Origin of the sequence: Promicromonospora thailandica, assembly GCF_024171955.1 — a bacterium.
GTDB classification, from domain to species: Bacteria; Actinomycetota; Actinomycetes; order Actinomycetales; family Cellulomonadaceae; genus Promicromonospora; species Promicromonospora thailandica.
In genome coordinates, this window is the sequence record NZ_JAMTCS010000014.1 from 47,233 (window position 1) to 67,291 (window position 20,059).

13 protein-coding genes and 1 tRNA gene are annotated in these 20,059 nt (G+C 73.3%); 10 read left to right on the forward strand and 4 right to left on the reverse strand.

The genetic code is table 11. The annotated features are described in order from the left end of the window. Window positions 1-2: 2 nt before the first annotated feature. The 7 genes from trpB (at window position 3) to APR03_RS25360 (ending at window position 12,688) form a co-directional block, all read left to right on the forward strand. Window positions 3-1,289: a tryptophan synthase subunit beta gene (gene trpB, locus APR03_RS20850; RefSeq protein ID WP_253838956.1), complete on the forward strand. Its 1,287-nt coding sequence runs from the start codon at window positions 3-5 to the stop codon at window positions 1,287-1,289. Continuing rightward, a complete protein-coding gene (trpA, locus tag APR03_RS20855) occupies window positions 1,286-2,194 on the forward strand; it encodes a tryptophan synthase subunit alpha (RefSeq protein WP_253838957.1) in 909 nt (302 codons plus the stop codon). Before trpB ends, trpA begins: the two co-directional genes overlap by 4 nt. Before the next feature lie 38 nt (window positions 2,195-2,232). Beyond that, window positions 2,233-3,252 carry a prolipoprotein diacylglyceryl transferase gene (gene lgt, locus APR03_RS20860; protein WP_372494976.1) on the forward strand — a complete coding sequence of 340 codons (1,020 nt, stop codon included), beginning with the start codon at window positions 2,233-2,235 and terminating at the stop codon, window positions 3,250-3,252. A 114-nt stretch (window positions 3,253-3,366) separates the two neighbouring features. Further along, window positions 3,367-7,950 carry a glutamate synthase large subunit gene (gltB, locus tag APR03_RS20865; protein WP_253838958.1) on the forward strand — a complete coding sequence of 1,528 codons (4,584 nt, stop codon included), beginning with the start codon at window positions 3,367-3,369 and terminating at the stop codon, window positions 7,948-7,950. Beyond that, window positions 7,943-9,421, forward strand: coding sequence for a glutamate synthase subunit beta (locus APR03_RS20870; RefSeq protein WP_253838959.1), 1,479 nt, complete (start codon window positions 7,943-7,945; stop codon window positions 9,419-9,421). The genes gltB and APR03_RS20870 overlap by 8 nt, the downstream gene beginning before the upstream one ends. A 71-nt stretch (window positions 9,422-9,492) precedes the next feature. After that, window positions 9,493-10,929 carry a pyruvate kinase gene (pyk, locus tag APR03_RS20875; RefSeq protein ID WP_253838960.1) on the forward strand — a complete coding sequence of 479 codons (1,437 nt, stop codon included), beginning with the start codon at window positions 9,493-9,495 and terminating at the stop codon, window positions 10,927-10,929. Window positions 10,930-11,038: 109 nt separating this feature from the next. Next, entirely contained in the window at window positions 11,039-12,688 is a 1,650-nt protein-coding gene (locus APR03_RS25360) for a RyR domain-containing protein (protein WP_253838961.1), read from the forward strand. Window positions 12,689-12,713: 25 nt separating this feature from the next. Here the strand turns inward: APR03_RS25360 and APR03_RS20885 are convergent. Beyond that, window positions 12,714-12,797: transfer RNA gene (locus tag APR03_RS20885), tRNA-Leu, on the reverse strand. Window positions 12,798-12,889: 92 nt separating this feature from the next. Here APR03_RS20885 and APR03_RS20890 point away from each other — a divergent pair. Together APR03_RS20890 and APR03_RS20895 are read left to right on the forward strand one after the other, a co-directional pair. Continuing rightward, a complete protein-coding gene (locus APR03_RS20890; protein ID WP_253838962.1) occupies window positions 12,890-13,543 on the forward strand; it encodes an ANTAR domain-containing response regulator in 654 nt (217 codons plus the stop codon). 124 nt (window positions 13,544-13,667) lie between these two features. Continuing rightward, complete coding sequence (locus APR03_RS20895) at window positions 13,668-14,318, forward strand: GNAT family N-acetyltransferase (RefSeq protein WP_253838964.1); 651 nt, start codon at window positions 13,668-13,670, stop codon at window positions 14,316-14,318. 12 nt (window positions 14,319-14,330) lie between these two features. Here the strand turns inward: APR03_RS20895 and APR03_RS20900 are convergent, their stop codons facing one another. Then, a complete protein-coding gene (locus APR03_RS20900; protein ID WP_253839177.1) occupies window positions 14,331-14,714 on the reverse strand; it encodes a hotdog fold thioesterase in 384 nt (127 codons plus the stop codon). 61 nt (window positions 14,715-14,775) lie between these two features. Between APR03_RS20900 and polA the strand changes: the two genes are divergently transcribed. Continuing rightward, entirely contained in the window at window positions 14,776-17,514 is a 2,739-nt protein-coding gene (gene polA, locus APR03_RS20905) for a DNA polymerase I (protein ID WP_253838966.1), read from the forward strand. A 258-nt stretch (window positions 17,515-17,772) separates the two neighbouring features. Here polA and APR03_RS20910 read toward each other — a convergent pair whose 3' ends face one another. Both APR03_RS20910 and APR03_RS20915 read right to left on the reverse strand, forming a co-directional pair. After that, on the reverse strand, window positions 17,773-18,708 hold the full coding sequence (locus APR03_RS20910) for a hypothetical protein (RefSeq protein WP_253838968.1): 936 nt from the start codon (window positions 18,706-18,708) through the stop codon (window positions 17,773-17,775). Window positions 18,709-19,111: 403 nt separating this feature from the next. Beyond that, a complete protein-coding gene (locus APR03_RS20915) occupies window positions 19,112-19,957 on the reverse strand; it encodes a class I SAM-dependent methyltransferase (RefSeq protein ID WP_372494969.1) in 846 nt (281 codons plus the stop codon). Window positions 19,958-20,059: the final 102 nt, after the last annotated feature.

The window sequence follows — 20,059 nt, forward strand, 5'->3', positions numbered from 1 at the left end:
AGGTGACCGACGTGAAGCTGGCCGACGTCTCCGGCCCGTACTTCGGGCAGTACGGTGGCCGCTACGTGCCCGAGGCGCTGATCGCCGCGCTCGACGAGCTGGACACCGAGTTCCGCAAGGCGGCCGACGACCCGGCGTTCGTGGCGGAGCTGCGGCGCCTGCACCGCGAGTACACGGGCCGCCCGAGCCCGCTGACCGAGGTGCCCCGGTTCGCGGAGCACGCGGGCGGCGGCTCCGGCGCCGTCCGGGTGTTCCTCAAGCGTGAGGACCTCAACCACACCGGCTCGCACAAGATCAACAACGTGCTGGGCCAGGCGCTGCTGGTCAAGCGCATGGGCAAGAAGCGCCTCATCGCCGAGACCGGTGCGGGGCAGCACGGCGTCGCCACCGCGACCGCGGCCGCCCTGATGGACCTCGAGTGCGTGGTCTACATGGGCGAGGAGGACACCCGCCGGCAGGCGCTCAACGTGGCCCGGATGCGCCTGCTCGGCGCCGAGGTGGTGCCGGTGAAGATCGGCTCCCGCACGCTCAAGGACGCGATCAACGAGGCCCTGCGCGACTGGGTCGCCAACGTCGAGACCACGCACTACCTCCTGGGCACCGTCACGGGCCCGCACCCGTTCCCCGAGATGGTGCGCCAGTTCCACCGCATCATCGGCGAGGAGGCGCGCGAGCAGCTCCAGGAGCGCATCGGCCGCCTCCCCGACGTCGTGGCGGCCTGCGTGGGCGGCGGCTCCAACGCGCTCGGCATCTTCAACGCGTTCCTCGACGACAAGGACGTCGAGCTGCGCGGCTTCGAGGCCGGCGGCGAGGGCATCGAGTCCGGCCGCCACGCGGCCCGGTTCAGCGGCGGTGCGCTGGGCGTGCTGCACGGCGCCAAGTCCTACCTGCTGCAGGACGACGACGGCCAGACCCTGCCCAGCCACTCGGTGTCGGCGGGCCTCGACTACCCGAGCGTCGGCCCGGCGCACTCGTGGCTGCACGACCTGGGCCGCGCCACCTACGAGCCGGTGACCGACGACGAGGCCATGGAGGCGTTCCGCCTGCTGTGCCGCACCGAGGGCATCATCCCGGCCATCGAGTCCGCGCACGCGCTCGCCGGCGCGCTGCGGGTGGGCCAGGCGGCCGCGGCCGAGGGCCGGACGGGACCGGACGGCGAGCCGCTCGTGCTCCTCGTGAACCTCTCCGGGCGGGGTGACAAGGACGTGGCGACGGCCGCCCGGTGGTTCGGTCTGCTCGACGACGGCGCGGCGGCGGAGGAGCTGGAACGACAGGAGGGCCGGGGATGACCACGACGACCGAGCAGCACGGCGCGCCCCGCACGGCGTCCGCCACGGCGACGCTGATCGACCGCCTGCGCGAGCAGGAGAACCGGCCCGCCCTGGTGGGCTACCTGCCGGTGGGCTACCCGACGGTGGACCGGTCGGTCGAGGCGCTCAAGACCCTCGTGGACCACGGCGTCGACATCATCGAGCTGGGCATCCCGTACACCGACCCCGTGCTGGACGGGCCGGTGATCCAGGCAGCGGCCCAGGGCGCGCTCGACGCCGGCGCCCGGGTGCACGACGTCTTCCGCGTGGTGCGCGAGCTGACCGACCACGCCCCGCACGTCCCCGTGCTCGTGATGACGTACTGGAACCCGGTGCTCAAGTACGGCCCGGACGCCTTCGCCCGCGACCTGGCGGCCGCGGGCGGCGCCGGGCTCATCACGCCGGACCTCATCCCGGACGAGGGCGCCGACTGGCTGGCCGCCGCCGAGGCGCACGGCCTGGACCGCGTGTTCCTCGTGGCGCCCAGCTCCACGCCGGAGCGCCTGCGGCTCACGGTCCGCGCGTCGCGCGGGTTCGTCTACGCGGCGTCGCTCATGGGCGTGACCGGGGAGCGCGGCCAGGTGGGCTCGCGCGCCGAGCAGCTCGTGACCGACACGCGCGCCGCCGGCGCGGACCGCGTGTGCGTGGGCCTGGGCGTCTCCAGCGGCGCGCAGGCCGCCGAGGTGGGCCGCTTCGCCGACGGCGTCATCGTCGGCTCGGCGCTGGTGCGCCCGCTCCTGTCCGACGAGCCGCTGACCGACGAGCAGTGGGCCGCGCGTCTCACGGATCTGACCGAGGTGACGGAGGACCTCGCCGCCGGGGTACGGTCGGCTCGCGCCACCGCACCCGCGGGCGCGACCGTCGTCCCCGGAGAGGCACCGTGACGTTCCTGAACGCGCTGCAGGCCGCGCCGTCCGGCGTCGTGCCCGTCGCGCAGTCAGGCGTGCTCACGGGCATACCCAGCCCGGCGCAGCACACCTGGTACCTCGGGATCTTCCCGCTGCGGGCCTACGCGCTCGCGATCCTCGCGGGGATCGTGGTGGGCCTCTGGCTCACCGCGCGGCGCTGGAAGGCACGCGGCGGCAACCCCGAGGACGTGCTCGAGATCGCGTTCTGGGCGGTGCCGTTCGGCATCGTCGGCGGGCGGCTGTACCACGTGCTGTCCTCGCCGGACCGGTACTTCGGGGAGAACTTCTCGGGCGGGGGCGACCCGGTCCGGGCGCTCTACGTCTGGGAGGGCGGCCTCGGCATCTGGGGCGCCGTCGCGCTCGGCGCCGTCGGGGCGTGGCTGGGCTGTCGCAGGCAGGGCGTCCGGCTCTCGTCGTTCGCCGACGCCGCGGCACCGGGACTGCTCCTGGCGCAGGCCGTCGGCCGGCTCGGCAACTGGTTCAACCAGGAGCTCTACGGACGGCCCACCGAGCTGCCCTGGGGCCTGCACATCGACGCCGGCTACCTGGTGACCAACCCCGCCACGGGCGTGCCGTACCCGGAGGGCACGCTCTTCCACCCCACGTTCCTGTACGAGCTGGTGTGGAATCTCGTGATGGTCGCGGCCCTGCTTTTTCTCGACCGTCGGTTCAGGTTGGGTCATGGGCGGGTATTCTGGGCGTACGTCCTGCTCTACACTCTCGGACGGGTCTGGATCGAGATGCTCCGCATCGACGATGCGGAGGTGGTGGCGGGGCTCCGCCTCAACGTCTGGACCTCGATCCTCCTGGGCCTCGCGGCCCTGGTGGTCTCGGTCGTGCTGGCCCGGCGGTTCCCCACCAGGGAGACGTCGGTACGGCTGCGACCAGGGGACGGGGAACCACCGGCCGGCTCGCCGGCCGAACCGGCTCCCGACCCAGGAGCAGAAGGGACCGGTGCGGCCGAGGCCGAGCCGGAGGAGAGCAGGACAGCAGCAGTGGAGGAGTCCGACGCGGACGCCTCCGCGCGCACCTGAGGGGCGCGGCCGCCGGGACCACCGGACGACGAGCCCCCTGACCGACCGGGCCGCCGTCGTCCCGGACCACCGCAAGGACTGCGCCCGGCCACGGCCGGGTGCCTGTGAGGACCCATGACCAAGCCGTTGCCGACACAGAAGGTTGGGCTGCCCCCGCAGACGTTTGAAGGCGGCCTGTACGACCCGGCGGCCGAGCACGACGCGTGCGGCGTCGCCTTCGTGGCGACCCTCCGCGGCACGCCCGGACGCGACATCGTCGATGCCGGGCTGACCGCCCTGCTGAACCTCGACCACCGCGGTGCGGTGGGGGCGGAGGAGGACAGCGGCGACGGTGCCGGGATCCTGACCCAGATCCCCGACGCGTTCGTCCGCGACGTGGTGGGCGTCGACCTGCCGCCCGCGGGCATGTACGCCATCGGTACGGCGTTCCTGCCCACCGACGAGGCGGAGCGCGACGCCGTCGTGCGCCGTGTCGAGGCGCTGGCCGCCGAGGAGAAGCTCGACGTGCTCGCGTGGCGCGACGTGCCGGTGGACGCCGGGATCGTCGGCCCCACCGCGCGCGCCTCCATGCCGGTGTTCCGCCAGATCGTGGTGGCCGACCCGTCGCGCGGCCTGTCCGGGATCGACCTGGACCGCCGCTGCTACCGCCTGCGCAAGCGGGCCGAGAACGAGGTCGGGCTGTACTTCGCCTCGCTGAGCGCCCGCACCCTGACGTACAAGGGCATGCTCACCACGGCGCAGCTCGAGCCGTTCTTCCCCGACCTGTCGGACCCGCGGTACGCCACCGAGCTCGCGCTGGTCCACTCGCGGTTCTCCACCAACACCTTCCCGTCGTGGCCCCTGGCCCAGCCGTTCCGGCTGCTCGCCCACAACGGCGAGATCAACACCGTGCGCGGCAACCGCAACTGGGTCGCGGCGCGCGAGGGCACCATGGAGTCCGACCTGCTCGGCGACCTGGCGCCGCTGCAGCCGGTGTGCTCGCCCGGTGCCAGCGACTCGGCGAGCTTCGACGAGGTGCTCGAGCTGCTGCACCTGTCGGGGCGGTCCCTGCCGCACTCCGTGCTGATGATGGTCCCGGAGGCCTGGGAGAACAACCCCGGCATGGACCCGGCGCTGCGCGCCTTCTACCAGTACAACGCGAACCTCATCGAGCCCTGGGACGGCCCGGCCTCGCTGACGTTCACCGACGGCACCCTCATCGGCGCCGTGCTGGACCGCAACGGCCTGCGCCCCGGGCGCTGGTGGGTCACCGAGGACGGCCTGGTCGTGCTGGCCTCCGAGGCCGGCGTGCTCGACATCGACCCCGCCACCGTGGTCCGCAAGGGCCGCCTGGAGCCGGGCAAGATGTTCCTCGTCGACACCGGCTCGGGCCGCATCGTCGAGGACGAGGAGATCAAGTCGGGACTCGCCGCGCGGCACCCGTACGGGGACTGGATCCGCGAGCACTCCGTCTACCTCGACGAGCTGCCCGAGCGCGAGCACGTGGCGCACAGCCCCGCCTCGGTGCGCCGCCGCCAGCGCGCGTTCGGGTACACCGAGGAGGAGCTCAAGATCATCCTGTCGCCCATGGCGACCACCGCCGGCGAACCGCTCGGCGCCATGGGGTCGGACACGCCGGTCGCGGTGCTCTCGCAGCGCCCGCGCCTGCTGTTCGACTACTTCACGCAGATGTTCGCGCAGGTGACCAACCCGCCGCTGGACGCGATCCGCGAGGAGCTGGTCACCGCCATCGGCAGCGCCATCGGGCCCGAGCCGAACCTGCTCGCCGACCTGCCGGAGCACGCCCGCAAGCTGGTGCTCGGCTTCCCGGTGCTGGACAACGACCAGCTCGCCAAGGTCGTGCACGTCGAGCGCGACCAGGAGCTGGAGGGCGTGTTCCACGCCGAGACCATCCAGGGCCTGTACGAGGTCTCGGGCGGCGGCGCCGCGCTGCTGGCCCGGCTCGAGGCGATCTTCGCCGAGGTGGACCGGTACGTCGAGGAGGGCGCCAGCTTCCTCGTGCTCTCGGACCGCGACGCGAACTCCGAGCTCGCCCCGATCCCGTCCCTGCTGCTGACCAGCGCCGTGCACCACCACCTGGTGCGCAAGCACACGCGCAACCGGGTCTCCCTGGTGGTGGAGGCGGGCGACGTGCGCGAGGTGCACCACGTGGCGCTGCTCATCGGCTACGGCGCGGCCGCGGTCAACCCGTACCTCGCCATGGAGACGGTCGAGGACCTCGCCCGCCGCGGGTACCTCGACGTCACGCCCGAGCAGGCCGTGGCCAACCTGATCAAGGCGCTCGGCAAGGGAGTGCTCAAGGTGATGTCCAAGATGGGCATCTCCACGATCATGTCCTACCGCGGCGCGCAGATCTTCGAGGCCATCGGTCTCTCGCAGGACCTGGTGGACGACTACTTCACGGGTACGACCTCGCGCCTGGGCGGCATCGGCCTCGACGTGATCGCGGCCGAGGTCGCGGCGCGGCACGCCGAGGCGTACCCGCCGTCGGGCAACAAGAAGCCCGGCGAGCGCCTCACCACGGGCGGCGAGTACCAGTGGCGGCGCGACGGGGAGGACCACCTGTTCGACCCCGAGACGGTGTTCCGCCTGCAGCACGCCACGCGCTCGGGCCGGATGGACATCTTCCGGCAGTACACGCGGCGCGTGGACGAGCAGTCGCAGCGCCTCATGACGCTGCGCGGCCTGCTGCGGTTCAGCCCCGACCGGGAGCCCGTGCCGATCGACGAGGTCCAGCCCGTCAGCGAGATCGTCAGGCTGTTCAACACGGGCGCCATGTCCTACGGGTCGATCTCCGCCGAGGCGCACGAGACCCTCGCGATCGCGATGAACCGCCTCGGCGGCCGGTCCAACACGGGCGAGGGCGGCGAGGACCCGGAGCGGCTGTACGACGACGAGCGGCGCTCGCGCGTCAAGCAGATCGCCTCGGGCCGGTTCGGCGTGACCGCGGAGTACCTGACCAACGCCACGGACATCCAGATCAAGCTCGCCCAGGGTGCCAAGCCCGGCGAGGGCGGTCAGCTGCCCGGGCCGAAGGTCTACCCGTGGGTGGCCAGGACCCGGCACTCGACGCCCGGCGTCGGGCTCATCTCGCCGCCGCCGCACCACGACATCTACTCGATCGAGGACCTGGCCCAGCTCATCCACGACGCGAAGAACGCCAACCCGGACGCGCGCGTGCACGTGAAGCTGGTCAGCGAGTTCGGCGTGGGCACGGTGGCCACGGGCGTCTCCAAGGCGCACGCGGACGTCGTGCTCATCTCCGGGCACGACGGCGGCACGGGCGCCTCGCCGCTCACGTCGCTCAAGCACGCCGGCACGCCCTGGGAGATCGGCCTGGCCGAGACCCAGCAGACGCTCGTGCTCAACGACCTGCGCGACCGCATCGTCGTGCAGGTGGACGGGCAGATGAAGACGGGCCGCGACGTCATCGTGGCGGCGCTGCTCGGCGCCGAGGAGTTCGGCTTCGCGACGGCGCCCATGGTGGTCTCGGGCTGCGTCATGATGCGCGTCTGCCACCTGGACACCTGCCCGGTCGGCGTGGCCACGCAGAACCCCGAGCTGCGCAGCCGGTTCACGGGCAAGCCCGAGTTCGTCGTGAACTTCTTCGAGTTCATCGCCCAGGAGGTGCGCGAGCACCTCGCGGCGCTCGGGTTCCGCAGCCTGCAGGAGGCCGTGGGCCAGGTGCAGGTGCTGGACACCCGCAAGGCCGTCGACCACTGGAAGGCCCAGGGCCTGGACCTCGCCCCGGTGCTGGCGCGCCCCCAGCTCAAGGAGGGCTCGTCGCTGCGCCACACGACGGCGCAGGACCACGGCCTGGCCCGCGCGCTGGACAACCAGCTCGTCGCGGCCGCGGCCCCGGCGCTGGAGCGCGGCGAGCGCGTGCGCGTGGACCTGCCGATCCGCAACGTGAACCGCACGGTCGGCACGATGCTGGGCCACGAGGTCACCAAGCGGTACCGCGGCGCGGGCCTGCCCGACGACACGATCGAGGTCGTGCTGACCGGGTCGGCCGGCCAGTCGCTCGGCGCGTTCGTGCCCCGCGGCGTCACGCTGCGCCTGTTCGGTGACGCGAACGACTACGTGGGCAAGGGCCTGTCCGGCGGCCGCATCGCGGTGCGCCCCGACAAGGCGGCGGTGCTCGGCGGCGACGACGTCATCGCGGGCAACGTCATCGGCTACGGCGCCACGTCCGGCGAGGTCTACCTGCGCGGTCGCGTGGGGGAGCGGTTCGGCGTGCGCAACTCGGGCGCCACGCTGGTGGCCGAGGGCGTGGGCGACCACGCGTGCGAGTACATGACGGGCGGCACCGTGCTGGTGCTCGGGCCGACGGGCCGCAACGTGGGCGCCGGCATGTCCGGCGGCACGGCCTACTTCCTGGACCTGCGGGTCTCGCGCGTCAACCAGGCGGCGCTGGAGGCGGGCGAGCTCGCCGTCGGCGTCCTGGACGACGCGGACTGGGAGACGGTGCGCGGCCTGCTGGAACGGCACCACGCCGAGACCGGCTCGGCCGTCGCGGCCGAGCTGCTCGCCGACCCCGAGGCGGCGCGCGGCCGGTTCAGCCGCCTGCTGCCCCCCGGCTGGGCGCGCGTGCGCCTCGCCCTCGCCGAGGCCGAGGCCGCCGGCACCGACATCTCGGGCACGTCCCGGTGGGACCCGTCCGTGTGGAACCAGATCATGGAGGTGGCACGTGGCTGACCCCAGAGGATTCCTCAAGGTGCGGGAGCGCGAGCTCCCGCCCAACCGGCCCGTCGAGGTGCGCCTGCGGGACTGGAAGGACACGCACGCCCACCGGGCCGAGGGCCAACCGTTCCTGAAGGAGCAGGCCGGCCGCTGCATGGACTGCGGCGTGCCGTTCTGCCACCAGGGCTGCCCGCTGGGCAACCTCATCCCGGACTGGAACGACCTGGTGTGGCGCGGGCAGTGGGCGGACGCGATCGACCGCCTGCACGCGACCAACAACTTCCCGGAGTTCACGGGCCGCGTGTGCCCGGCACCCTGCGAGTCGTCCTGCGTGCTGAGCATCAACCAGCCCGCCGTGACGATCAAGAACGTCGAGGTCTCGATTATCGACGAGGCGTTCGCCCGGGGTCTGGTCACGCCGCACGTGCCGGAGCGCCTCACCGGCTCGACGGTCGCCGTCGTCGGCTCCGGCCCCGCCGGCCTGGCCGCGGCGCAGCAGCTCACGCGCGCCGGCCACACCGTCGTCGTCTACGAGCGGGACCCCGCCATCGGCGGGCTCCTGCGCTACGGCATCCCCGACTTCAAGCTGGAGAAGTCGCACATCGACCGCCGCCTCGCGCAGATGGAGGCCGAGGGCACGCGCTTCCGCCCGGGCGTCACCATCGGCGAGGACATCAGCTGGGACGCGCTGCGCCGCCGGTTCGACGCCGTCGTGGTCGCCACGGGCGCCACGGTGCCCCGCGAGCTGCCGCTGCCGGGCCGCGACCTGGCCGGCATCCACTTCGCCATGGACTACCTCACGCCCGCCAACCACGCGGTCGCCGCCGGGACGCCCGACGAGCTGCCCGAGGGCGCGCCGTCGGCGGCCGGCAAGCACGTCGTCATCATCGGTGGCGGCGACACGGGCTCCGACTGCCTCGGCACCGCGCTGCGCCAGGGCGCCGCGAGCGTGACCACCCTGGCGATCGGCAAGAAGCCGCCGCTGGAGCGCCCCGCGCACCAGCCGTGGCCGACCGACCCCATCCTGTTCGAGGTCTCGACCTCGCACGAGGAGGGCGGCGAGCGCACCTACCTCGCCTCGACGGTCGAGTTCCTGCCGGACGCCGACGGCAACGTCCGCGCCCTCAAGGTCGCCGAGACCCAGTACCTGCCCGACGGCCGCCGTGTGCCGGCGCCCGGCACGGAGCACGAGATCCCCGCCGACCTGGTGCTGGTGGCCATGGGCTTCACCGGCCCGGAGACCGCCGTGCTCGAGGAGCAGACCGGCGCCGAGATCACGGATCGCGGCCTCGTGGCGCGCGGCGACGACTACGCCGCTAGCCTGCCGGGTGTGTTCGTGGCCGGCGACGCGGGCCGGGGACAGTCCCTCATCGTGTGGGCGATCGCGGAGGGCCGCGCCGCGGCCGCAGCCGTCGACACCTACCTGCAGGGCAGCACCGAGCTGCCCGCCCCGGTGCGTCCGCGCACGCTCGCTCTGCGGTCGTGACCCGAGAACCGTTCCGGGAGTTGTACACCCCCACAGGGCGCCGCGGCGCCCACCACGCCTAGGCTGGAGACATGCGCAGAGCCAAGATCGTGTGCACCATCGGACCCGCCACGGAGAGCCCGGAGAAACTCCGGGAGCTCGTCGACGCCGGCATGAACGTGGCGCGGATCAACCGCAGCCACGGCGAGCAGGAGGCGCACGCGGCGGTCTACCGACACGTGCGAGAGGCCGCGAAGGCGGCCGGCAAGTCGGTCGCCGTCCTCGTCGACCTGCAGGGACCCAAGATCCGGCTCGGCCGGTTCGAGGGCGATGAGAAGCACTTCCTGAACAAGGGCGACACGTTCACCATCACGACCGAGGACGTCCTCGGCACGCGGGAGCTCGTCTCGACCACCCACAAGGGCCTGGCCCAGGACGCCCAGGTGGGCGACCCGCTGCTGATCGACGACGGCAAGGTGCGCGTGCGCGTCACCGCCGTCGACGGTCCGCGCGTCGTCACCGAGGTCGAGGTCCCCGGGCCCGTCTCGAACAACAAGGGCATCAACCTGCCCGGCGTCGCCGTGTCGGTGCCCGCCCTGTCCGACAAGGACGAGGACGACCTGCGCTGGGCGCTCAAGCTCGGCGCCGACTTCATCGCGCTGTCCTTCGTGCGGTCCGCCAAGGACTACGAGGACGTGCGCCGGGTGATGGAGGAGGAGGGCCGCACGGTCCCCGTCATCGCCAAGATCGAGAAGCCGCAGGCCGTGGAGAACCTCGCCGAGGTCATCGCGGCGTTCGACGGCGTCATGGTGGCGCGCGGCGACCTCGCGGTCGAGATGCCGCTGGAGCAGGTGCCGCTCGTGCAGAAGCGCATCGTCGAGATGGCGCGGCGCAACGCCAAGCCCGTCATCGTCGCCACGCAGGTGCTCGAGTCGATGACGACGTCGCCCACGCCGACCCGCGCCGAGGCCTCGGACTGCGCCAACGCGGTGCTCGACGGCGCCGACGCGGTCATGCTGTCGGGCGAGACCTCGGTGGGCGACTACCCGATCATCACGGTGCAGACCATGGCCCGGATCATCGAGGCCACCGAGGAGGCGGGCCGGGAGCGCATCGCGCCCCTGGGCTCCACGCCGCACACGCGCGGTGGTGCGATCACGCGGGCCGCCGCCGAGATCGGCGAGACGCTCGGGGTCAAGTACCTCGTGACGTTCACGCAGTCCGGCGACTCCGCGCGCCGGATGTCCCGCCTGCGGTCCTCGATCCCGCTGCTGGCCTTCACGCCGGAGCAGGACGTCGCCAACACGCTCGCCCTGACCTGGGGCACGAGCGAGTACCTGGTGCCGAAGGTCGACACGGTCGACGCGATGGTGGCCCAGGTGGACCTCACGCTCCAGGACCAGGGCCTCGCCGCCAAGGGCGACACGGTCGTCGTGGTCTCGGGCGCCCCGGTGGGCGTGCCCGGCACGACCAACTCGATCCTGGTGCACCGCATCGGCTCCCACGCCGAGGGTCGCACGCTGGTCTGAGCCCCGCGCTGCCCGACGCCCCCGCACGTGTCAGAACCCCAGGTCACCCCGGTGACCTGAGCGTCTGACAGGTGCGGGGGCGTCGGGCTTTGTCGGTATTGTTCCCGGCGTGAAGCGCACCTTTCCGTGGACCCGGGTCGGGTTCGCCGCCCTCGTGCTGGTCTCGCTCGGGCTGGGGTGGTGGGGCCTCGCGCTCGACACCGCCCACCTGCCCCACCGCACCTGGTACGACGTGGTCTACCAGGACCTGCAGCTCTTCGTCATGGGCGCCGACCCCGCCAGCGGGGGCGGCGAGCTCTCCTGGCAGCTCCAGGCGGCCCGGTTCCTGGCTCCCGGCACCGCGGTCTACGCGGTGTTCGAGGCGGCGCGCGTCCTGTTCACGGGGGAGCTGCGCCGCATGCGGGACAGGCGCGCCCGGGGGCACGCCGTCGTCGTCGGGCGGACGGACGCCGCCGACACGGTGACGGCCGCGCTGGAGGCCGCGGGCCACCGCGTGCTGCGGGCCGCCGACGTCTCCGGCCTGTACGACGCCGGGCTGCCCGGCGCGACGGTCCTGTACGCGTGCGGCGACGACAGCGTCGACGCGACCGCCAACGTGCTCGCCGTCGCCGAGGCCGAGGAGGCCGTCCGCAAGGCCGGCAGCGGCCCGGCCCGCCTCTACGCGCACGTCAGCGACCCCGACCTCGGCGTCGCGCTCCAGGCGCGGCACCTGAGCTGCGCCGAGCCCGGCGTCGACTTCTTCACCCTCGACGTGATCGCCGCGCAGGCGCTCGCGGTGCGCGAGGTGACGCGCCTGCTGGACTCCTCGCCGGCGCCGCTGACCCGGGTTGCCGTGGTCGGCTCGGGGGAGTTCGCCAAGGCCCTGGTCGTGGGTCTGGCGCGCGAGTGGGAGCTGGCCACGGGCGGCCTGCGCCTGGCGGTCGACCTCGTGGCCGACGACGCCGAGGCCGTGGCCCGGACCCTGCGCGCCCGCTGGTCGCCCGTCGCGGAGAAGATCGAGCTGCGGGCCGTGGGCGCGCTGCGCGAGGTGGGGCGGCCGGACATCGTCTACGTGTGCGACGCCGACGAGGGGACCTCGCTGCGGGTGGCGCTCACCGCGACCAGCCTGTGGCACGGCGGCCCCGGCTCCCTCGTGCTGCTGCTGGACGGCCTGGCCGGGCTGACGCGCGCCTTCGGGAGCGAGGCGTCGCGCATGCTCGACGACCTGGACGGCCGCCTGCGCACCGTGACCATGCGCGACCTGCTCGCCGACGTCGAGCGTGAGGAGGCCCGCGCGCACGCCGACATGTACGAGCGGATCGCACGCTCCGTGCACCACGTCTACCTGCGCAACCAGCGCGAGCGGGGCGTGGGCTGGCGCGAGGTGCCCGCCATGGTGCGCTGGGAGGAGCTCCCGGAGGACCTGCGCGCGTCCAACCGGGGCTGGGTGGTCGGCCTGCCGGCCCGCCTGGCCCGGATGGGCGCGACCATCGCGCCGCGGGAGGGGGCCTCCGAGGTCGTGTTCGAGGGGGAGGAGCTGGACCGGCTGGCCGAGGCCGAGCACGAGCTGTGGGAGCAGGTGCGCGTGGCGCAGGGCTGGCGGGCCGGCCCGGTGCGGGACGACGTCGCGAAGGTGCACCCCATGATCGGGGTGCCGTGGTCCGAGCTGCCGCCGGAGAACCAGGACAAGGACCGCGACGTGGTGCGCCTGCTGCCGGAGATCCTCGCGGAGTTCGGGCTCGAGGTGGTGCGGTACGAGGAGGTGCGCGCGGGCGGGTGATCTCTGCGCGGTGCTCTCGTGGAGGTGCCGGGTGTGGGACTCGAACCCACACGCCCTCGCGGGCAGCGCTTTTTGAGAGCGCCGCGTCTGCCTGTTCCGCCAACCCGGCCTTGCGGGTCGTACGACGTGACCCGGCGAACATCGAACCACACCCCTGCCCCGGGCCCCAAGCCCGGGTCCGCGCGACGTAGGATGTACCCCGTGACCGACGAGAACACCGAGAAGCTTCCGCTGGACCTGCCCCCGATGATCGACGCCGAGCCGGAGGCCGCTCCCGCCACCCCCTCGCGCCGCGCCGTGGTGGCCGAGGACGAGGCGCTCATCCGCATGGACGTGGTGGAGACCCTGCGCGAGGCCGGGTTCGACGTGGTGGGTGAGGCCGGCGACGGCGAGACCGCCGTGAACCTCGCCATCGAGCTCAAGCCCGACGTCGTGGTGATGGACGTCAAGATGCCCGAGCTGGACGGCATCTCCGCCGCCGAGCGCATCGGCAAGGCCCACGCCGCCCCCGTCGTGCTGCTCACGGCGTTCTCGCAGACCGAGCTCGTGGAGCGTGCCCGCGACGCCGGCGCCATGGCCTACGTGGTCAAGCCGTTCACCCCGGCCGACCTGCTGCCCGCCGTCGAGATCGCGATCTCGCGCTACTCGCAGATCGGTGCCCTGGAGGCCGAGGTCGCGGACCTCACCGAGCGCTTCGAGACCCGCAAGCGCGTGGACCGCGCCAAGGGGCTGCTCATGACGAAGATGGGCCTGTCGGAGCCGGAGTCGTTCCGCTGGATCCAGAAGACGTCGATGGACCGGCGCCTGACGATGCGCGAGGTCGCGGACGCCGTCATCGAGCAGGTCGGCGCCTGAGGCACACCTCTGGAGCGGGTGAAATTCGGGACGACGTGTTTTCTGCCGCCGGGGCGCGGGACTAGTGTCTGCGCGGAGCCGGCGCTGAGGTCCGGACCCCAGGAACCCCGGGAGGAGTAGAGACGTGCTCGAGATCCGTACAGCGCGCGAGGACGACCTGCGCGCGGTCGCCGCACTGGCCGCCGAGGCCCGGGACGACTCGCCCGAGGGCGCGCAGCTCGGGGCCCAGGACACCGACCGGCTGCTCGAGCACCTCAGCGTGCTGCTCGCCGCGGGCGGGCACGTGCTGGTCGCCGACCTCGACGGCCGGGTGGCCGGCGTGGTCCTGGGCCGGGTCGTCGGCGCGTACCTGTTCGCTCGGCGCCCCAGCCTGTACCTCGACATGCTGTTCGTCGCGCCGCGGGCGCGCCGGCACGGCGTGGGGCACGCCCTGCTGCGCGCCGCCGCCGACCTGGCCGCCGAGCACGACTGCGACGACATCTACTCCGCCCCGGTACCCGGCAACCGCGGTGTGCAGCGCTTCCTGGCCCGCCTGGGCTTCGCCCCCGCCGCGGGCCACCGGTTCGCGTCCGTCGCCGCCCTGCAGCGGCGCCTCGCGTCCGACGCCGCGGCGCGCGACGCCGTCCGCCCCGGCCGGCGGACCGCCCGCGGCGGCATCGAGGACCTCATCGCCCGGCGCCGGCGCGTCCGGTCCGTGACCGAGTCCGGGCCCATCGACATGCGCCAGGTGGGCGGCGGCGCCCCCGCGGGCCGCCGCCCCGCCCGGGCGGGCTGAGGCTCCCGGTTCTCAGCCGAGGATCATGCACGTCAGGCGCGACGTGCAGACCCGCTTGCCGGCGTCGTCGGTGATCACGATCTCGTACGACGCCGTCGTGCGGCCCAGGTGCAGCGCCGTCGCCGTCCCCGTCACGTAGCCCTCGCGCGCGCCCCGGTGGTGCGTGGCGCTCACCTCGATGCCGACGGCGTTCCGGCCCGGCCCCGCGTGCGCCTGCGCCGCCAGCGACCCCAGCGTCTCCGCGAGCACCACCGAGGCGCCGCCGTGCAGCAGCCCGGCCGGCTGCGTGTTGCCCTGCACCGGGATGCGGCCCACTGCCCGGTCGGGTGCGAGCTCCAGCAGCTCCATCTCCATGCGCTCGAAGAGGGTGCCCTGCGTGCCCGCGGCGGTGTACATCCCCTTCCAGTCGAGGTCGGTGCCGGGCCCGGAGGACGTCGCGGAAGCGCTCGTGTCAGTCATGCGGGCTATGTTGTCAGGCGTGACCTCCACAGCGCCAAGCCACATCCAGGGAACGCCCGCGACGGGCCGCCCCCGCCTCCTGCTGATCGACGGCCATTCGATGGCCTACCGGGCGTTCTACGCGCTGCCCGACACCCTCGCGACCAGCTCCGGGCAGATCACGAACGCCGTCTACGGGTTCACGTCGATGCTGACGAACCTGCTGCGCGACGAGCAGCCGACGCACCTGGGCGTCGCGTTCGACGCGGGCCGCGTGACCTTCCGCACCGAGCGGTTCCCCGAGTACAAGGGCACGCGGGACGCCACGCCGGACGCGTTCAAGGGGCAGGTGCCCCTCATCAAGGAGGTGCTGGACGCGCTGCGGGTGCCGTTCGTCCAGCTCGAGGGCATCGAGGCTGACGACATCCTGGCCACGCTCGCCACCCAGGCCCGGGCGGCGGGCATGGAGGTGCTCATCTGCTCCGGCGACCGGGACGCCCTGCAGCTCGTCAACGGCGACGTGACGGTCCTGTACCCGAAGAAGGGCGTCTCCGAGCTCTCCCGCATGGACCCCGAGGCCGTCGAGACCAAGTACGGCGTACCGCCCGAGCGCTACCCCGACCTCGCGGCACTCGTCGGCGAGACCAGCGACAACCTGCCGGGCGTGCCCGGCGTCGGACCGAAGACCGCCGCGAAGTGGATCACCGCGCACGGCGGCCTCGCCGCCCTGCTCGACGCGGCCGACCAGGTCAAGGGCAAGGCGGGCGAGAACCTGCGCGCGCACCTCGACCAGGTGCGCGTCAACCGGGAGCTCAACGCGCTCCTGACCGACGTCGAGCTGCCGCTCGGCGTCGGCGACCTCGCGCTGGCCGGCTTCGACCGTGAGGCCGTGCACCTCGTGTCCGACACCCTGCAGTTCGGTCAGCTCCGCGACCGGCTCCTCGCCGTCGACCCCGCGGGCGCGAGCGCGCAGGAGGCCCCGGCCGGCGTCGCCGTCGAGCTCGACCTGGCCGACGTCGCCCCCGGGACCCTCGGCTCCTGGCTCGCCGCCCGCACCGCCCAGGTGGGCGTCGAGGTGGCCGGCAAGTCGGTGCCCGGCGGCGGCGACGCCTGGGCGGTGGCCGTGGCCGAACCCGGCGGCGAGGCCGCCTACGTCGACCTCACACAGGTGGGCCCCGACGACGAGAAGGCGCTCGCGGACTGGCTCGCCGACGGAGCCGCGGCCAAGACGCTGCACGGCGCGAAGGCCGCCTCCCACATGCTGGCGGCCCGCGGCATGGAGCTGGCGGGCGTCGCGTTCGACACCGAGCTCGCCGCCTACCTGTGCTACCCGGACCAGCGCGGCTACGACCTGGGCGACCTGGCCGTGCGGCACATCGGGCGGGAGCTCAAGGTCGCCGAGCCGGACGGGGCGCAGGGCGCGCTCGACCTCTCGCTGGAGGGCGAGGCCGAGGGGCAGGCCGAGGCCGTGCGCGCGCAGGGCGTCGCCGAGCTCGCCGCCGCGCTGTCGGGCGAGCTGGCCGACCGCGACGCCACGGGCCTGCTGACCGACGTCGAGCTGCCGCTCTCGGGTGTGCTGGCGCGCATGGAGCGCACCGGCATCGCCGCCGACACCGAGTACCTGACCGGCCTGGAGAAGCAGTTCGCGCAGGGTGTGGCCGACGCCGCCGCGCAGGCCTACGACGTGATCGGGCGGGAGGTGAACCTGGGCAGCCCCAAGCAGCTCCAGGAGGTGCTGTTCGACCAGCTCGGCATGCCGAAGACCAAGAAGATCAAGACGGGTTACACCACCGACGCGGCCAGCCTGCAGGACCTCTTCGTCAAGACGGAGCACCCGTTCCTGGCGCACCTGCTGGCGCACCGCGACGTGTCGCGGCTGCGCACCACCGTCGAGGGGCTGCTCCGGTCGGTGGCGCCCGACGGGCGGATCCACACCACGTTCCAGCAGACCATCGCCGCGACCGGCCGCCTGAGCTCGACCGACCCGAACCTGCAGAACATCCCGATCCGCACGGAGGCGGGCCGCCAGATCCGCCGGGCGTTCCGCGTGGGCGAGGGTTACGAGTCGCTGCTGACCGCCGACTACAGCCAGATCGAGATGCGGATCATGGCGCACCTGTCGGGCGACGAGGGCCTGATCGCGGCGTTCGTCTCGGGCGAGGACCTGCACCGCTACGTGGGCTCGCGCGTGTTCGAGGTGGCGCCTGCCGACGTGACGGCGGAGATGCGCTCCAAGATCAAGGCCATGTCGTACGGCCTGGCCTACGGCCTGAGCGCCTTCGGCCTGTCGCAGCAGCTCAACATCGCCACCAGCGAGGCGCAGGCCCTGATGGACGAGTACTTCGAGCGCTTCGGCGGGGTGCGTGACTACCTCGCGGGCGTCGTCGAGGAGGCGCGCGCCACGGGGTACACCGCGACCATCCTGGGCCGCCGCCGCTATCTGCCCGACCTGACGAGCGACAACCGGCAGCGCCGGCAGATGGCCGAGCGCATGGCCCTCAACGCGCCCATCCAGGGCAGCGCGGCCGACATCATCAAGCTCGCCATGCTCCGGGTGCAGAAGGCCATCGACGAGCGCGGCCTGCGCTCGCGGCTGCTGCTCCAGGTGCACGACGAGCTCGTGGTCGAGGTGGCGCCGGGGGAGCGGGACGCGGCCGAGGAGGTGCTGCGCACCGAGATGGGCGCGGCCTTCGCGCTGACGGTCCCGCTGGACGTCTCGGTCGGCACGGGCCCCACCTGGCACGAGGCGGGCCACTGAAGGGCCGGGCACGACTGGTGCGGGCCCGGGTCGCCCGGCGCCCGCACCGAGATCTGGTGCTCCGCTGCCGAGATCTGGCGTCCCCGCCGAGATCTGGCAGTGCACCACCAGATCTCGGCGGGGACACCAGATCTCGGCGGCGGAGCACCAGATCTCAGGGGGCGGTCCCCGGCGGGAGGCCAGATCTCACGGCGGGGTCGCGTGGGGCGGCCAGATGTCGGGGGAGAGGCTCTTCAGGTCTCGCCGGGACACCAGATGTCACGGCTCCGGAAGGTCCAGCCGAGGGTCCAGCCGCGGACGTTGGTGCGCCGGCGTCTCGCGGAGCACCCAGCGCACGATGTCCGACGCCTTGTCGCGCGCGGTGACCCGGACCAGCGCTCGCCCGGTCGCGCGGATCGCGTCGTCCCTGCGCTTCTCCACGAACCGCGCGGCGTCCGCGTCGTACCCGGGCCGCAACACCCCGTCCTGATACTTGACGAAGCCGTCGAACTCGATCAGCGGTCCCCATCCGTCCCAGCCGACATCGCAGTGGAAGGTCCCGAGCCGCGTCACGACCGGCACCTGGGTCCGCGGCCGCGGGAAACCGGCGCGGAGCAGCACGTAGCGGGTGCGGGTCTCCCACGGAGACTGGGCGCCGCCGTCGGCCAGGTCCAGGACGAGCCGGGCCTGGCGTCGGTTCCTGCGGTCGCTGCGGTCGGCCAGCGCCGCGAGAAGACCGGCCCGCTCGACGCCGGTGCCGAGCGCCCAGTCGGCGAGAACCAGGCCGGCGAGCGGCGGCATCGTGCAGACGCAGTCGAGCACGGTCCGTGTCACCGAGGTCACGGGTACGCCGGCGACGGTGACGATCTCGTCGTCGGCCAGGATGCTCCGGTGGCGCACGATGTCCGGGGCGGAACCGGCATTGGACCCGTAGCGCTGGATCAGGTGCACCCGGCTGGGCATCTCCCACACGGGTGCGCCGTGGAGCAGCGCCGCGCTCTCGTGACTGACCACGTGGTGCGCGGTGAGCTGCCGGTGCACGGCGACGACCGTCTGCTCGGCCCGACGTCGGGCATGCTCTGCGGCGCCGATCGGAGCCGCAGCCGGGTCGACGGCGGTGTAGGCGCCCCGCCGCAGGCGCTCGATGTCACGCGCGGCGAGGGCTCGGCGCAGAACCGCGTAGTCGTGGTCGCGGGCCAGCAGGATCTCGGACATGCGGTCAGCGTGCCGGAACGCCGCCGCGGCCGCCGGACGCACCGAGGCAGCCTGTGCACAACCTTCGATCCGGCCGCCCTGTGGTCACACTCCACCGCCTCCTCCGAGATCTAGGGTCTCGCCTGCGGTCGGCGGTGTCCCCCCGGCGAGATCTGTCACCTGCCACGCTCGTCCGCTGACATCTGGAGCTTCGCCGGTCGCCAGCCGAGCTTCCTCCGCCGAGATCTGGCAGACCGCCATCGAGATCTGGTGGCCGAGCTGAGATCTGGCAGTGCACTGCCAGATCTCAGCGCGAGCACCAGATCTCGGCGGCGCGGCACCAGATCTCGGCCGCGCGGTCAGCGGCGCGGCACCAGAGGCCGGCACCCGCGGCGAGGGACCAGATCTCAGTACTCCCGCCGGGTCACGGGCGGGTCGTGACGAAGACCGCCGTGCCCGGGAGGTACCGGCCCCGCTCCGGGCCCCAGCCGCCCCACACCTGGGTGTTCCACTCGGGCCACTCCGGCTCCACCAGGTCGGTCAGCACCAGCCCCGCGGCCACGACGTCGCGCACGTGGTCCCCGACCGTGCGGTGGTACTCCGCGTACAGGACGCGGTCGGCGGCGTCGGTCTCGACGTAGGGCCGCCGGTCGAAGTACGACCGGTTGGCCGTCAGGCCGCGCGACGTCGGGTCGTCCGGGAAGGCCCACCGCAGCGGGTGGGTCACGGAGAACACCCACCGGCCGCCCGGCCGCAGCACCCGGGCGGCCTCGCGGTGCACCCGGACGGCGTCGGGCACGAACGGCAGCGCGCCGAACGACGTGAAGACCACGTCGAACGAGCCGTCCGCGAACGGCAGGGCCCGCGCGTCCGCCTGGAGCCGCGGCACCACGACACCCGTGGCCGCGTCCAGGGTCGCGGCGCCCGCCAGCATGCCCGCCGAGTAGTCGGTGGCGACGGCCCGCGCCCCCTGGCCGGCCAGCCACCGCGAGCAGTGCGCCGCGCCCGCGCCGACCTCGAGCACGTCCCGCCCGGCGACGTCGCCCAGGAGCCCGGCCTCGGCCTCGGTCAACCCCTCCGGCCCCCAGCGGAACCCGGCGTCGCCGAGGAAGTCGCGGTGCTCGTCCAGGTACTCGTCCGCGTTGGCGTCCCACCAGCGCCGGGCCGCACGGCCGTCGTCGGGCACGTCGCGGTAACCGAAGGACACGGGTTCGGGATCGCCCACGGAGCCGGAGTCGTTCACGGGGCCATCATCCCGCCCGGTACGCATCCGCACACACCCGGCGAAGCGGCCGTGAGATAGCACATACACGCCGGTAACAAAAGGATCACGATTGGATTGCGAGTACTGGGGAGAAATACGGAAGCAACG

Excerpts from the sequence above, each read along its gene's own strand:
- trpA (WP_253838957.1), top strand. The coding sequence starts at position 1,286 with ATGACCACGACGACCGAGCAGCACGGCGCGCCCCGCACGGCGTCCGCC.
- pyk (WP_253838960.1), top strand. The coding sequence starts at position 9,493 with ATGCGCAGAGCCAAGATCGTGTGCACCATCGGACCCGCCACGGAGAGC.
- gltB (WP_253838958.1), top strand. The coding sequence starts at position 3,367 with ATGACCAAGCCGTTGCCGACACAGAAGGTTGGGCTGCCCCCGCAGACG.
- polA (WP_253838966.1), top strand. The coding sequence starts at position 14,776 with ATGCGGGCTATGTTGTCAGGCGTGACCTCCACAGCGCCAAGCCACATC.
- APR03_RS20900 (WP_253839177.1), bottom strand. The coding sequence starts at position 14,714 with ATGTACACCGCCGCGGGCACGCAGGGCACCCTCTTCGAGCGCATGGAG.
- APR03_RS20910 (WP_253838968.1), bottom strand. The coding sequence starts at position 18,708 with ATGTCCGAGATCCTGCTGGCCCGCGACCACGACTACGCGGTTCTGCGC.
- APR03_RS20915 (WP_372494969.1), bottom strand. The coding sequence starts at position 19,957 with ATGCGTACCGGGCGGGATGATGGCCCCGTGAACGACTCCGGCTCCGTG.